Origin of the sequence: Micromonospora sp. NPDC127501 (assembly GCF_040302185.1) — a bacterium.
In the GTDB taxonomy this organism is placed as follows: Bacteria; Actinomycetota; Actinomycetes; order Mycobacteriales; family Micromonosporaceae; genus Micromonospora.
In genome coordinates this window covers 172540-186478 of the sequence record NZ_JBEORJ010000006.1, presented here as the reverse complement: position 1 = coordinate 186478, position 13939 = coordinate 172540, and the positions used below count along the sequence as shown (strand labels likewise).

Annotated in this window: 9 protein-coding genes and 5 tRNA genes; 6 read left to right on the top strand and 8 right to left on the bottom strand. The window is 73.4% G+C overall.

The genetic code is table 11. The features are described from left to right. Nucleotides 1-78: 78 nt before the first annotated feature. From ABTW72_RS16025 to ABTW72_RS16015, 3 genes are all read right to left on the bottom strand, one after another. Nucleotides 79-3009 carry a M36 family metallopeptidase gene (locus tag ABTW72_RS16025; RefSeq protein WP_350859367.1) on the bottom strand — a complete coding sequence of 977 codons (2931 nt, stop codon included), beginning with the start codon at nucleotides 3007-3009 and terminating at the stop codon, nucleotides 79-81. Nucleotides 3010-3149: 140 nt separating this feature from the next. Beyond that, nucleotides 3150-3731 (bottom strand): TIGR03086 family metal-binding protein, encoded by a 582-nt coding sequence (locus tag ABTW72_RS16020; protein WP_350859364.1) that lies wholly within the window; start codon nucleotides 3729-3731, stop codon nucleotides 3150-3152. Nucleotides 3732-3813: 82 nt separating this feature from the next. After that, nucleotides 3814-4416 carry a TetR/AcrR family transcriptional regulator gene (locus ABTW72_RS16015; RefSeq protein ID WP_091400759.1) on the bottom strand — a complete coding sequence of 201 codons (603 nt, stop codon included), beginning with the start codon at nucleotides 4414-4416 and terminating at the stop codon, nucleotides 3814-3816. 388 nt (nucleotides 4417-4804) lie between these two features. Between ABTW72_RS16015 and ABTW72_RS16010 the strand changes: the two genes are divergently transcribed. From ABTW72_RS16010 to ABTW72_RS16000, 3 genes are all read left to right on the top strand, one after another. Next, a tRNA-Gly gene (locus ABTW72_RS16010) sits at nucleotides 4805-4877 on the top strand. 34 nt (nucleotides 4878-4911) lie between these two features. Then, a tRNA-Cys gene (locus ABTW72_RS16005) sits at nucleotides 4912-4982 on the top strand. 13 nt (nucleotides 4983-4995) lie between these two features. Further along, nucleotides 4996-5070 (top strand) — tRNA-Val (locus tag ABTW72_RS16000). Nucleotides 5071-5133: 63 nt separating this feature from the next. Here the strand turns inward: ABTW72_RS16000 and ABTW72_RS15995 are convergent. Further along, nucleotides 5134-5583 carry a winged helix-turn-helix domain-containing protein gene (locus ABTW72_RS15995; protein WP_502892216.1) on the bottom strand — a complete coding sequence of 150 codons (450 nt, stop codon included), beginning with the start codon at nucleotides 5581-5583 and terminating at the stop codon, nucleotides 5134-5136. Between the two features lie 177 nt (nucleotides 5584-5760). Beyond that, on the bottom strand, nucleotides 5761-6495 hold the full coding sequence (locus tag ABTW72_RS15990; RefSeq protein WP_350859361.1) for a GNAT family N-acetyltransferase: 735 nt from the start codon (nucleotides 6493-6495) through the stop codon (nucleotides 5761-5763). Between the two features lie 116 nt (nucleotides 6496-6611). Here ABTW72_RS15990 and ABTW72_RS15985 point away from each other — a divergent pair, with 116 nt between their 5' ends. Then, nucleotides 6612-7193 (top strand): TetR/AcrR family transcriptional regulator, encoded by a 582-nt coding sequence (locus tag ABTW72_RS15985; RefSeq protein ID WP_350859358.1) that lies wholly within the window; start codon nucleotides 6612-6614, stop codon nucleotides 7191-7193. A gap of 171 nt (nucleotides 7194-7364) precedes the next feature. Here the strand turns inward: ABTW72_RS15985 and ABTW72_RS15980 are convergent, their stop codons facing one another. Beyond that, nucleotides 7365-7607 (bottom strand): DUF6458 family protein, encoded by a 243-nt coding sequence (locus tag ABTW72_RS15980; RefSeq protein ID WP_091400768.1) that lies wholly within the window; start codon nucleotides 7605-7607, stop codon nucleotides 7365-7367. A gap of 147 nt (nucleotides 7608-7754) precedes the next feature. Between ABTW72_RS15980 and ABTW72_RS15975 the strand changes: the two genes are divergently transcribed. Both ABTW72_RS15975 and ABTW72_RS15970 read left to right on the top strand, forming a co-directional pair. Beyond that, nucleotides 7755-7827, top strand: a tRNA-Gly gene (locus ABTW72_RS15975). Between the two features lie 26 nt (nucleotides 7828-7853). Beyond that, nucleotides 7854-7928: transfer RNA gene (locus tag ABTW72_RS15970), tRNA-Val, on the top strand. Between the two features lie 87 nt (nucleotides 7929-8015). Here the strand turns inward: ABTW72_RS15970 and ABTW72_RS15965 are convergent. Both ABTW72_RS15965 and ABTW72_RS15960 read right to left on the bottom strand, forming a co-directional pair. After that, nucleotides 8016-10775, bottom strand: a complete 2760-nt coding sequence (locus ABTW72_RS15965; protein ID WP_350859355.1) for an FtsX-like permease family protein — start codon at nucleotides 10773-10775, stop codon at nucleotides 8016-8018. After that, nucleotides 10772-13936, bottom strand: a complete 3165-nt coding sequence (locus ABTW72_RS15960) for an FtsX-like permease family protein (RefSeq protein WP_350859352.1) — start codon at nucleotides 13934-13936, stop codon at nucleotides 10772-10774. Before ABTW72_RS15960 ends, ABTW72_RS15965 begins: the two co-directional genes overlap by 4 nt. Nucleotides 13937-13939 lie beyond the last annotated feature (3 nt).

Below are 13939 nucleotides of genomic sequence, written 5' to 3'. Positions count from 1 at the left end.
GTCCGGCGTCGCCGATCCCTGGTGCAGAGTGCTGATCGAGGACAGTGGGGCCGGCGGACATCCGCCGGCCCCACTGTGTCACTTCGAGAACGCCTGGAACTCGGCGATCCTGACCTGGCTGCGGGCCGGGCTGGCGGTCGCGCAGTCCGTCGTGGTGGCCGGGTCGTCGTCCTGCTCGCCCGCGTAGTGCGGGCCACCGGTGCACTGGCTCGCCAGCACCTCGAGGCGCAGGTGGGTGGCGAGGGTGGTGGGTACCGCGAACGTCCGGAGGTTGATGTCGCGGCTGTACGCCCGGTACGCCCCGCCGGGGAACGCGTCCCCCGCACTGGTGTAGATGCGCTGCCAACGCGTCGGATCCGCGCAGTCGGTGGTCGTCGCGTCGCAGGCGGACACCGCGAACGAGCGCAGGGCGGTGAGCGCGTTCTGGGCGCCGGTGTCGGCGTCGCCGGTGATCGCCGGGCGCAGCATCGCGCTGACGTTCACCCGCTTGACCGTCTGCGGGGCGTCGCCCGGCAGCGCCACGGTGAGCTGCCGGCCGGCGACCCCGTCCAGGGAGGCCCAGTTCGTCGCCTCGGTGTCGTCGACGACCCGGTCCAGGTTGACCCCGTCGCCGGTGACGGTGGCGCCGGACGCCGTGGAGGCGAGGTTGCGGCTCATCCGCAGATCGATGTACCCGTCCTGACCGGCCTTGGCGACCACGCTGAGCCGCTGGTGCCCGAACCCGGGGGCCACGGCGAGCAGGTCGTACGTGCCGGCCACCATCTCCACGGTGTCCGGGATCGGCGTCGCCGGGTCGGTGTCGGCCACCGGCACGGCCCGCGCCTCGTACGCCCCCACGTACACCCGGATCGGCGCTTCGGCGCTGTCCCCGCGCGGACGCAGGGTGAGCGTCGCGTTGCCACCGCGCGGTGAGGCGAAACTCGGCGTCGGGTCGGTGTCGCCGGCACCGTTGGTGGCGGCGTCCCGGCCCATCCCGGAGCGCGCGAACTCGGCCCAGATCAGGTCCTGGTTCGCGCCGCCGAAGCGGAGCAGGTCGGCGGTGAGCATGTTGTCGCGCATGTCGAGCATGCTGACCTGGCTGGCGGCCTGGAGCAGGAACGAGTCGAAGACCAGCTGTGACCAGCGCCGGTTGCCCGGGCACTGATCTGCCGCGACCTTGCCCAGCGCGCAGTCGAGCTGCCGTTGCGGGGTGCCGAGGCCGTACCGCTTCACCAGGGCGGAGCGGACTCGGAAGTTGGTGGCACCCCAGATCTCCCCGTCGGCGTGCACGGCCGGGCCGGCGGTGTTGTAGCCGATGTCGGAGTAGTTGAGCGGGCTGCGGCTCAGGTCGTAGTTGCGGATGCCACTGACCAGGTTGCCCGTGACGTAGCCGCCGGTGATGAACGGCGTCTCGCCGGGCGCGCGCAGCCCGTGCTGGAAGAGGTACTCGGCGGCGAGCAGGTCGCCCCAGGACTCACCCATCGACCCGCCCTGGTGGCCGCTGATCCCGCTGTCCGGGCCGGCGATCATCCGGTTGGTGATCGCGTGGGTGTACTCGTGACCGATCACCGTCATGTCGTAGTCGCCGTCCACGCACGGCGGGTAGGGCCCGCCGGCCTGTGGCTGCCAGAGGTACATGTTGGTGGTCGGCGGCAGCCCGTCGCGCGGGGTGCCCTGGTTGGCGTTGTTCCGGTTGCCGCTCAGCGCGCCCTGCTGGGCGCGGCCCTGCTCGGCGTCACCGCCCAGCCCGGACGGGGTGAGGTTGACCGCCTGGAGGTTCCACGCCGACTCGGTGAAGCCCAGCTGGTACGACCAGTCGTGCATCCGGTTGTGCATGGCGAAGAGGTTGGCGATCGACGCGTCCGCGTCGTTGCGCTGTGCGGAGGTGAACACCGCCGGGTTGCACCGAGCCTGGTGCCACTGGTCGGTGAAGGGGTACTCGTAGCGGCGTTCCGGGCTGGTGGGGGCCGGCACGACCGGCGTGTTCGCACCCCAGGACAACACCGTGTTGGCCGAGTTGCCGCGCGAGGTGAAGGTCGGCGTGCCGGTGGCCGCGTCGACGTCCCAGGGTTGACCGGTGGCCGGGTCCCGGAAGGCGGCCTGGCAGCCGGGGGCCGGGTCGCCGCACCAGCGCACCCGGGGGTCCTGCCCGGGGCCGAGGTCGCGGGGCGGGGTGGCCGGGAAGACCGCCCAGCTCGGGTTGTCGGAGTCGAAGTCGACGAGGTCCTCGCGGACCAGCACCTGCCCGGTGCCGCCGTCCACGTAGCTGGTGAACGCGGCCGGGTGCTCGGTGTCCGCGCCGATCATGGTCACCTCGTAGGCGGCCCGTGGCCCGTCCAGCGGGGTGGGAACGGCCACCGACCGGATGGTGTGGCTGGCCACCGCGTCGGCGGTCAGCTTGGCGTCGGCGAGCGCGGCGGCGTACGCCTGCTCGGCCGTGCGGGTGGCCGGCGCCGGCGTGCCGGTGTTGCGGGCCAGCGAGGAGCTGACCGAGAGCACCGCGCCGTCGGCGACCGCGAGGGTGACGAGGCCGTCCGGCCCGGCGGGCAGGTCGCCGAAGCGTTGCCGGAGGGTGACCACGGTGCCGCTGCCGATTGGTCGGACCAGCACCCGTTCCATGCTGGCCACCGTGGCGGCGTCCATGCCGAACAGGTCGTGGTTGGCGGCCAGGTAGGCGCGGGCGGCGGCCTCCGGGTCGGTGGGCAGCCCGCTGGCCAGCGGGGTGCGGCCGGGGCCGAGCGCCTGCGGGGTGCCGAGTCGGTTCCACCGGACATCGGGGTCGACGGCGCGGGCCAGCCCGCGTTGGCGGGCGTCGGGTGCCGCCGTACCGGTGCGGTTGTCGGCGTCGGCGGGCGTGTGTCCCTCGGCGAACGGCCCGGACCGGCGCTCGGCGGACGCCGCGCCGCCGGTGGGGGCCGCGGTGCTCACGCCGGTGGGGAGCAGCGCGGCGACCGTCGCCGTCGTCGCCAGGATGGCGATGAGCCGGCGTCGACGCCGGCTCATCGGGGGTGACCACTCCGGTTGTGGCACGGGACCTCCTCGTGGGAGCGAGATGGTCGGCCAGTCGCCGACCACAGATGCGCGGTAACGCATGCGCATCTGTGGATATCAGTCTCCCGAGGTCACGGCAAGGTCCCGAGCCGCTGTCGCACGAACAGATCGAGATTTGCTCAGTCGCTCGGCGCCCAGTCGGGGTCGCGGCCGAACGCGGCCAGCAGGTGGTCCTGCTCGTCGGCGTCGTTGGGCACCTGGACGCCGGTGTGGACCAGGTTGTTGCGCCGGTAGGTGTCGATCTGGCCGGCGAACCACTGGGCGGCGGCGTGCACCGCGTCCGGGTCGAGCCGTGGCTGCGCGCCGATCGCCACGGCCACGTCCCAGCCGTGCACGAGGTGCTCGGCGAGGAGTTGCCGGAGGTACTCCCTGGCCGGGGTGTCGCCGCCGGAGAGGTGCACTGTGCGATCGATGGTGCCGGGGTGGGTGGCGGCGACCTCGGCCTGCGCGGCGGCCTCCCGAGCCGCCGCGATCGGGTCGGCGCCGAGTTGGTCACCGTCGAGCCGGTCGCCGACCTCGTCGATGGTCCGGCCGGCGAGCAGCGGAACGCTCCACCGGTCCTCGGTCACCACGTGGTTGACGAGCGTGCGGACGTCCCAGTCCGAGCAGGGCGTCGGGTCGGACCACTGGCCGGGCTCGATCTGATCCACCCGGTCGATGAATTCGGCCAGGCTCCGGCGGTACGCCTCCAGGAGGTCCATGCTGCCGATTGTTCCGGTCGACGGGGCGGACCGAGCGCGTTTTGCCCGGCCCGGTGCGGGGGATCGGTGCTGGCTTCCCAGCTCAGTCCAGGTCGGCCGGGTCCAGGCCGAGCTCTCGGGAGGTGACCAGTCGGACCCACTCGCCGAACTGGCGGCGGGAGATCACCCGGTCGTGCACGGCGAGTTGGACGGCGAGGCCGTCCATCACCGCGCTGATCCGCCAGGCGGCCCCGTCGGGGTCGGCGCACTGGAAGGTGCCGTCGGCCACCCCGGCGGTGATCACCGCGGCCAGGTCCTGCCGCCAGCGCAGGTCGAGCCGCCGGGAGACCTTCTCCAACTCGGGGGTACGCAGCGACTCGGACCAGCCGTCGATCCACATCGACCAGGAGGTCGCCCGCCCGGCCGGCGTGTAGAGCTTGAGGATCCGGCGGAGCTTGGTCAGCGGTGCGGCCGACGAGCGGGTCACCGCGTCGAGCCGGGCCAGATCCTGCTCGACCGCGTACGCGAAGGCCTGCGCGAGCAGCCGTTCCTTGGTGGCAAAGTGGTAGAAGACCAACGCCTGACTCACGCCCGCGGCATTCGCCACGTCCGCCGTCCGGGTGTTGGCCAGACCGCGCTCCACGATCACGTCGCAGGCGGTGCGCAGCAGGGCATCCAGGCGGATCTCGGCCGCACGTCTCGTCACGACCGTTACCGTAGCCCATCCGACTGAACACGAACAGTTACCACCGCGCGCCGATCGACGCGGTGACAGTCGGAAGCCGGACACTTCTTTCGGGTGTCGTCGGTCGTTCCAAGGGGGAGTGTTCACCGAGGTCCGCCGCCCCGTGTCGAGTCCCGGAGACGTCGATGATCGGGCATACGACGCGATGATGACGATCATTGCCGAGGAATGTCGGAGTGTGACGGTCCGTGCTGGATTCGGGCACCAGGCCAGCCCCCTAGGAAGCCCGCCGACGGTGACTCCGCTCCAGCCCCGGCCACCCGGGACGCGCCGAGGCGACCCCGAGTTGGCAGTCAAACACCCACTCGGCTAAAGTTCTCATCCGTCACCCGGGAACGTCCGGGGGCGTGCGGACGTAGCGCAGCTGGTAGCGCATCACCTTGCCAAGGTGAGGGTCGCGGGTTCGAATCCCGTCGTCCGCTCGGAGCTGCCGCCACGCATGACGGGGGCAACCTCGGTGGGGTGGCCGAGAGGCGAGGCAACGGCCTGCAAAGCCGTGTACGCGGGTTCAAATCCCGTCCCCACCTCGGCAACAAGCACGGGCGATTGGCGCAGTGGGAGCGCGCTTCCTTGACACGGAAGAGGTCACTGGTTCAAACCCAGTATCGCCCACCAGAGGAGAACGGCTCGTTACCGGAAGACCCGGTGACGAGCCGTTTCGCTTGTGGCGCCACGTCGTCAGTCGACGCTGAGCCGGTAGCCGATACCCCGCACGGTGTGCACGCGCAGGGCATCGTCGACGGCGTGCAGTTTGCGACGTAACCGCTTCACGGCCGAGTGCAGGATCGACGTGTCGCCGAGGAACGCGCAGCCCCAGACCGATTCGAAGAGCCTCTGGTACGTCCAGACTCCGACCGGTGCGGTGGCGAGTTGGGTGAGCAGGTTGCGCTCGAGCCGGGTCAGGGCCAGCGGTTCTCCGCGCCACGTCACCCGATGGTCGAGCGGGTCGATGGTGAGGTCACCGAACTTGATCTGCCCGGCCACGCCGGCGGCTGGAGCGTGGGCGGACGCCGTGGGGGTGGGGAGCCGCTCCGGCCCGCTGATGACCGGCCCGCCGATCATCGCCTGCAACTCCGCGAGGTCGGTGCAGATCACCAGGGTGCCCAGTCCGTCCAGGCGCCGCACCATCCGCTCGCGCACCGACACGTCGGCGGTCACGCAGAACACGAGGGACACATCGTCGATCACTGTCGTACCTCCCCAGGCGCCAGTAAAAGACAACGCTGTCTGAACCCCGTAGTCAATGGTTTCCGGTGGGCGGCCAGCCCGTGATCCACTCGGGCTCGCCAGCTCGGGCGCTCGCCTTCAGAAGGTCAACAGGCGGAACTCGCCCACCGGCCGGAAGCCGAGGCCGCGGTAGACCGACTCGCCGACTGCCGACGAGGTGAGGGCGGCGGTGCGGGCACCCCGCTCGCCAGCCAGCTCGATGGCGGCCCTGGTCATGGCCGCGCCGATGCCCCTGCGGCGCTGCTCCGGCTGGGTGCCGACGAAGTAGAGGGTGACCAGACCGTGGCTGATCCAGGCGACGGCAGTCGCGACGATCCGGCCGTCATCGAGGCGGCCGGCCAACCGGAGCACGGTGCCGTCGCCGGTGAACGCCTTCTCCCTTTCGATCGTCGCCGCCACACCGTCCGCCGGTATCCCGGACACCCGGGCATAGGCCGGGACAAACATGGCGAGGTCGGTGGTCTCGGCGATCTGCACGCCGGCCGGAGTCGGCACCTCGGCAACCGCCCCGATCCCCACCGTCATGATCGGCATGCGGGCGACCTGCGCCGCGCCGAGGGAGGCCAGGCCGTCCGCCGTGCCGGCGTCGCTGTCCGGGCCGACCCACCAGATGCGGGGTACGCCGTGCAGGCGCTTCCGGGCCTCGGTGAGCGCGTCCTGCGGTGTGCGCCCGAGCACTCGCAGCACGCCGTTGAGGGGTGCGTGCGGCACGTCACTGCGGTAGGTCGGGAGGTCCGGCCCTCCGGCGACACCGATGTTCCAACCGAGCAGGTACGCCCGGTGCGCGGCCAGCACCGTGTCGAGAGACTCCATGATCTGGATCGTAACGCGGGGTCTGCACACCTCTCGGCCAGCGGAAACGGCTCGGATCGGCGGCTGTGACCGGCGGTACTTTGTCGATCGTTCCAGATAGCGGGTAGCGTTCAGCCATGGCCCGCACCCGTGAGTTCGACCTCGACGCCGCGGTCGACGCTGCCATGGACGTGTTCCGGAGCAAGGGCTACGAGGGCACCTCCATGCGGGACCTCTCCGAGGCGACAGGCCTGGGCAGCGGCTCGATCTACGCGGCGTTCGGCAGCAAGGACGGCCTCTACCTGGCGGTGCTCGACCTGTACCGGCAGCGCTACGCCACACCGATGGTCGATCTGCTGCGCTCGGGCAACGACGCGCGGGCGGTCATCCGTGAGGTGTTCATCGGCGCGGTGGACGACATCACCGGCGACGGCCGCCACCTCTCCTGCCTCATCGTCGGGGCGTCGATGGAACGGGCGCACCAGGATGTGCGGGTCGCCGAGCGGCTTCGCTCGACCACCCAGTCCCTGGAGTTGGCGCTCTACGACCTGCTCGCCGAGGCGCAGTTGCGCGGTCAGATCACCACCGACCGCAGCGCCACCGACCTGGCCGGCTTTCTGGTCACCAGCCTTCAGGGCCTGCGGGTGATGGGTGCCATCAACCCGGACCGGGCGGCGCTGACGCGTTACGCCGAGGTCGCGCTCGCCTGCCTGGGCTAGCGTGTCCCGCGTTCTTGAACGCTGGCAGTTCCGTCACTCGACACGCCGCGCGTGTCCCTCCTGCGCTGCCACCGATCGTGTTTGCGGACTGGCCGGCCGCCTTCGATGAGGCGGCCGGCCGGTCCGGAACCACGGTGAGCTGGCGGCTGCGCCAGCGATGGAGCTGGTCGGTCACAGCGGCGGCGCGATGTCCCGCCGCTCCTCGACCTGGCGGTACTCCACCGGCTGCTCGGTGGTGGTGACGACCTGGCGGCGGCGACCCCAGATCAGCGTGGTCATGATCAGGCCGAGCACGCCGGCGCCCATCAGGATCCAGCCGACCACGTCGAGGTTGATGCCGCCGACGCTCGCGTCCAGTGCGAAGGTGAGGATCGCGCCGAGCGCGATCAGGAAGATGCTGGTGCCGATACCCACGACAGCCTCCTTAAGGGGGTGTGGTGCGCTGTCGAGAGCTTCAGTACCCCGGCCGGGACCAGCGCAACCGCGACGGGCCAGGGTGCCGTGCCAAGCGATCTTGGCATCGGGTAGAGTTCACCTGTCGCCGGCGCTTGCCGGGGACGTGCGGACGTAGCGCAGCTGGTAGCGCATCACCTTGCCAAGGTGAGGGTCGCGGGTTCGAATCCCGTCGTCCGCTCGCGATGCGCCCCACGGGGCCGCCACGGGCGATTGGCGCAGTGGGAGCGCGCTTCCTTGACACGGAAGAGGTCACTGGTTCAAACCCAGTATCGCCCACCATCTATACCAGCGGGATCAGCTGACCCGTTACCGGATATCCGGTAACGGGTCTCGTCGTTTCTGCCTCCGGCACGGGGAGACCATCGGTCACTCGCCCGCGCGGAGTACCTCGCTCAGCCGGTCACGTCTCCGCAGCGCCGACTCGACAGGTACGACAGTGGCGGCCGTCGCCAGCAGCGCCACGCTCACCAGGCCCAGCAGCCACCAGGGCACGACCGCCACCGGGTCGGCGGCCTGGCCGGTGAGCAGCCGCAGGTCGAGCGGGCCGAGCGTCAGGCGCGCCAGCAGGGCCCCGAGTAGCGGGCCGCACACCGCCGTGACCACGACCGGCGGCAGCAGCTCTCCGGCGGCCACCCAGCGGGCGTCGCGTGGCCGCAGGCCGAGGGTCCGCAGCCGGGTCAGGGTCTGCCACCGCTCCGACGCACCGGCGGCGGCGGCGAGCGTGAGGCCGAGCAGTCCCAGCGCCAGCAGCACCGCGGCGGCCGTCCACGCCAGCCGTACCAGCCCTGCCGTCAGGGGCGCCACCCGCTGCGCCCGCAGGACGTCCGCACGCAGCACGACGTCGGAGGCGACTCCGGTGTTCGACACGGCCCGCCCCGCACCTGGGCCGGTCACCCAGACGGTATTCGGGACGGCGGGCAGCCCGGCGTGGGCGAGGGCCGCGGCGTCCACGATGACGACGTCGTCGGTGCCGCCGATGGGGGGAGCGGTACCGACAGCGGCGAGACGGATCGCCGGGGCGTCGTCCCGGGGTAGCTGCAGCCGCGTGCCGGTCCGCAGATCGCCGTCACTCGAGCGGACCAGCGCCGGGACCTCCCCGGGGCCGGGACCGGGTGCGGTGAGTCGGGTCAGCGCCGGCGCGTCGGGCAGCGGGGTGGTGGCCAGCAGGCGCTGGAACGCGGCGGTGTCCACGATGACCAGGCGTGGGGTGAGCAGTGTCGAGTCGGTGAAGACGCGTGCCGAGTCGGTCACCTGCGCGACGACCACCTGCTCCACCCCGGGTGCGGCGGCGATGCGCTCGGCGAGTGCGGGCGTGGCGGCCTCGGCGTCGCCGCCGACGTCGAGACGCGCGTCGGCACCGACGGTGCTCCACGCGCCGTCGGTCAGACCCCGGGTGACGGTGGCGCCGAGGATGAGCGCGAACGACGCGAGCGCCGTGGTGCTGACCAGAACCAGCAGCGGCAGCGCGCGCCCGGCCGTTGTGGCCGCCTGGGCTGCACCGAACACGGCCAGCGGGCGGCGCGAGCGCAGGGCCTGTCGGAGCGCGAACCGCGCCCCGAGGGGCAGGAGCCGGAGCAGGACGAGCGCGCCGACGAGCGCGCCCAGAGCGAGGGCGCTGACCGGCAGGATGAGATCGCCGGTCAGCTCACCGGTGTCGCCGTCGGAGGCGACGGGCAGGAGCCCGCGCTGGTGCAGTGTGACGAAGGCGGCGACCGCGGCGATCAGGACAGCGGCCTCCACGGCGGCGCGGCGCAACTGGCCGGTGGCCCGGATCCAGCGCCGAGCGGCCGGGTTGGCGGGTTGGCGCCGGTCACGGCTGGCGCGGGCGGCGGCGAGGGTGCCGAACGCCGGCCCGGCGACGGCACCGGCCAGGACCACGGGAACGGCCCAGGTCCAGGAGACGCCCGGAGCGGCCGCGCGCGCGAGCGCGAGCCCGACGGCGGCGGCCGACAGGGACACCACCGTGGACTCGATGATCAGTTCCGCACCGAGGTCGGGTAGCGCCGCCCCGCGTCGCCGGGCGGCGCTCAGCACCGGGGTACGGCGGCGGACCAGCAGGTCGGCGGCGAGCAGCAGGACCAGCACCGTGGCGGTCAGTACCCCGGCGAGCAGGACGGCGGCCTGTGTGGAAGCGGCGCTGTTCCGGGCACGGGCGTCACGCAGGGCGGTGTCGAGCTGCGATTCCCACTTCAAAGATTGCTCACGGTCGCTCGATGAGCCGGAGGTCGCCTTGAGCTTGACCACCCGGCTGGCGAGCGCCGCTGTGGCATCCCAGGTGAGCGCGTCGGGAACGGGTGCGAAGTGGACGGTGCGCCGCAGTTGGTCCTCGTCGACGGCGAGCCGGGCGTCCGGTAACGACTCACGCGACAGGATCCCGGCGAACCGGGTGGTCCCCACGCCGTCGGCGCCGGGCACGGGGCGCAGTAGCGCCGGGGCGAGTCGCCAGGCTGGGTCGGCGCTGTCCGCGGGGCGGTAGATCCCGCTGATCCGGACGTCCTTGTCGCGACCGTCGCCGTCCCGCACCGGGATTCGATCGCCGGGGCCGAGGTTGAGTGCGGCGGCGTCCGCCTCGGAGAGACCGACCTGCACCGGCCAGGGTGGTCCGTCGTAGGGGGTCTCGACGTACTGGTCGGAGACGGCGGAGCCCGGCGGGCTGCCGGCGACCCAGGTCACGTCCGGGCCGCCGAGGTCATCGGCCAGGTAGGTGAACTGGAAGGTACGCGGCACGTTGCCGCCGGTGATGCTGAGGATCGGGCCGTTGACGGCGGCGACGGGCGGGAGCAGCGCGGCGTCCAGGTCGGGCCCGAGCGCCGATGTCGCCCGGGCGCGGAAGTTGTCGAGGTCCTCGGCGAGGCTGGGCATCCGGACCCGCCCGCCGGTCGGCCCGTCGTCGCGTTCCCAGTTGGCGTGTACGAGAACGTTCGCGTCGTTGCCGGCGCGGCGGACCGTGTCCTGGACGGCGTTGTCGGCGGCGGCGCGGAGCAGCGCCGGTGCGGCCCCGGCGAGCAGCGCGACGGCCGCGATGACGGCGGCGGTGAGCAGCAGCGCTCCGGCGTCGGTACGGCCACGGCCGCGGATGCTGGGCCAGTGCAGCGCCGGCCACCGGCGGGTCAGCCACCGGTTCACGGGGCCACCCGCAGGTGCGCGGCGTCGGCCCGGCGGACCTGGACGGTGACCACAGCGGCGACCGCCAGCATGCATCCGGCCAGTAGTACGGCGAGCAGTGCGGCCTCGGCCGGCCACGGCCAGTGTGGCTGGGTGGCCGGGACGGGCGCGGCGCCGGTCTCGGAGCGCACGAGCAGCGGAGCGACGACGCGGGTGGCGAGCGCGCCGACGGCCGCGCCCGCCGCGAGCAGGGGCAGCAGAACGCCGGCGTGCTGGCCGAGCAGCACGGCCCGGATGTCGCGCCGGGACATCCCGAGGCCGCGCAGCCGCGTCACCTCGACGGCGCGGACGTGGAGATCACAGGTGACGTGCAGGACGACGCCGGCGAGCAGCAGCAGGGCCGCGGCCGGGACGAGGAGGCGGAGCGCGGCCGGCAGCCCGGCGTGCAGCGGGCCGCCGGTGAGGCGGGCGGTCTCCGCCTCGCGGGTCGCGACGGTGCCCAGGTGCAGGGCGGTGGTCCGCTCGACGGCACCGGGGCCGGCTGGGTGGCCGACCCACCAGGCGTCGACCGGGAACGTCAGGTCGCCGGTGACGGCACGTGCGCGGGACAGCGTGTCCAGGTCGGCCAGGACGGCGACGGCGCCGGGGGCGGACGGTACGGTCGGCAGGACCTCGGTGACGACGACCGGGACAGGCGTGATGCCGACCGTGACGCTGAGCTGACTGCCGCTCTCGGCACCGACCTCGCCGGCAAAGCGGGCGGAGACGGCCACGGGCACCGGGCCGGGGTCCGGGAACGCGGTGGCGACGAGGGTCCGGGCGGCGTCCTCGGCGCCGCCGAGGTCGACGGTCGCGGCCATCCGCAGCGCGGTTCCCGTCGGGGTGGTGGACACCCTGACGGTCGGATCGCTCAACCTGCTCGGGACCGGCGGCGCGGACGTGGCGGTCCAATCCGATCCGCCAGTGGGCTTCTCCGCCGCCCCGGCTGGCGGCACGGTGAGTGTGACGGCTACGGCGACGCGTCCGCCGACGGAGTCGGCGGTGACCGGCAGGACGACCGCGACGAGGCGCAGCCCGTCGGCCGTCGCGCAGGCGGGCAGCCGAAACTCCCTGCCGTCGAGCGGTACGGCCGGACCGGTGCACGACGTGCGGAGGCCGGTGGCGTCCTGCAGCATCAACCGGGGCGTCACGGCGAGCGGGGTGTCGCCGGCGGCGGTCCCGCTCAGGACGAGCGGGGCTCCGGTCGGAATGGCGAGGCCGGTGACCCGGGTGCGTGGTGCCAGCGTGGCGCCCACGTCCGCCCATCCGCGGTCGTCGTCCAGCCGTCCGCGCAGCAGCGCGTCGGCGCGGGTGGTGTCGACGGCGACCAGGCGCGGCGCGTCGCCGGCGCTGCCGAGCCACTGACCGACGGCGGTACCTCGGTCGAGGGCCGGACTCACGGCCCCCGAGGTGGCCGCGCTGACGACCGCGCCGTCTCCGGCCACCGGCGCCGTGCTGAGGGTGAGTGCCAGGTCGGTGCCGACGGCGAGCGCGGCCTGGTCGCGCTGCGACTGGTGCCACGTGTCGTCGAAGGCGAGACCGAAGGTTCCGGCCGCGCAGGCCAGTCCGACGAGCAGCCCGGCGGCGACCGCTCGTGGCCGGCGGGCGGCCTCGGAGACCGCCAGCGGGAGCGCCAGCCCGCGGGCGCGGTGCGCCAGCCGGTCGGCGCCGCGAAGGGCGGGCAGGACCACCCGGAGCGCCAGGGCGACGCCTGCGGTGAGCAGCAGCGCCGGCGCGAGCACTCGGACCGCGTCGGCGCGGGGGCTGGCGGCGGCGGGCTGCGCGTACAGCTGCCACCATCCGGCGGCGGCGAATACCGCGAGCATCAGGTCGGCGCCGGAGCGGGCCAGCAGTTCGCGGCGGGTGCGCTGGTCGCCGGCTGCCGGGACGGGTCGGATCGCCAGGACGATGAGTACGGCGGCGAGCACCAGCGCGCCGCCGGCGACCGCGAGGACCTGGGCACCGGCGATGGCCGGCCGGACGGTCAGGCCGGCGCCGTCCAGCGGTGGCAGATGGGTCAGGCCGGCGTGCAGGGCCGACGAGGCCGGTATCGCGAGCGCGGCGGCGACGGCGGCGACGAGCCCGGCCTCGAGTGTGGCGGTGGCGGCGAGTTGTCGACGGCTGGTGCCCAGGGCGGATCGCAGGGCGGTCTCGTCGGCGCGTATGCCCGTGGTCAGTCGGCCGGCGAGGACGAGTGCCGTCGCGGCCAGGACACCGCCGAGGACGGCGATGGCGAGCACGACGGCGGCGGTGACGTGTCGTTGGTCGTCGGCGGCCCGCAGGGTCAGCGGCAGTTCGGAGGCGACACGTGCGAGCCGGACGCGATCGCCGAGGCGGCCCGCCAGCCGGCCGTCGGCACTGTCGACGGCCGCGGCCGCGGTCTCCAGGTCGTGGCGGTTGCTGCGGGACAGGTCCGGATGGGCGGTGACCTCCAGCCGGTCGATGGTGGCCCCGGTGGTGACCAGGTCGGCGAGGTCGACGAGGAACGGACCGTAGGCGTTGACCGGCTGCTGGAAGCGGCCGTCCCGGTAGCCGGTGGCGGAGCCGGCCGCGGCCAGCGGGTCGCGGTCCCAGCCGCGTCCCGGCAGCGGGCGTACCACACCGACGACGACCACGTCGATGGCCGGGACGGGCGCGTGGGCCAGCTCGGCGCCGAGGCGTACCCGGTGACCGGGGGTGAGACCGAGCAGTTGTGCGGTGGACTCCAGCAGCACCGCGTCGCCGGGGTGCTGTGGCCAGCGCCCGGTGACCAGCTCGCCTCGGGTCGGCAGGTCGTCCAGCCCCGACAGGTACGCCTGGGCGCCGACGGTGGTGCCCTTGGCGAGTGTGGGCGGCAGGGCCCGCAGCACCGTCGACGCCCGCGCGGTCGTCGTCACCGGGAACGGTGCGAGCGTGGAGGCCACCACGGCGCGGGTGTCGGCGGCGACGGACGGGGTGTCCCGGCCCTCGACGGTGCCGGTGTAGACGGTCACGTCGACGGCGGCGGGGGCGGCACGGGCCATGGCGACCTCCAGCGCCCGCTCGGCGGTGCGGGTGGTCAGCAGGGTGCAGGTACCCAGCACTGTCGCGCCGATCGTGACGACCCCGAGCAGGGCTGCCAGCAACGGCCACTGCGCGCGGGCGCGCCGGCTGACCAGCCTCATCGT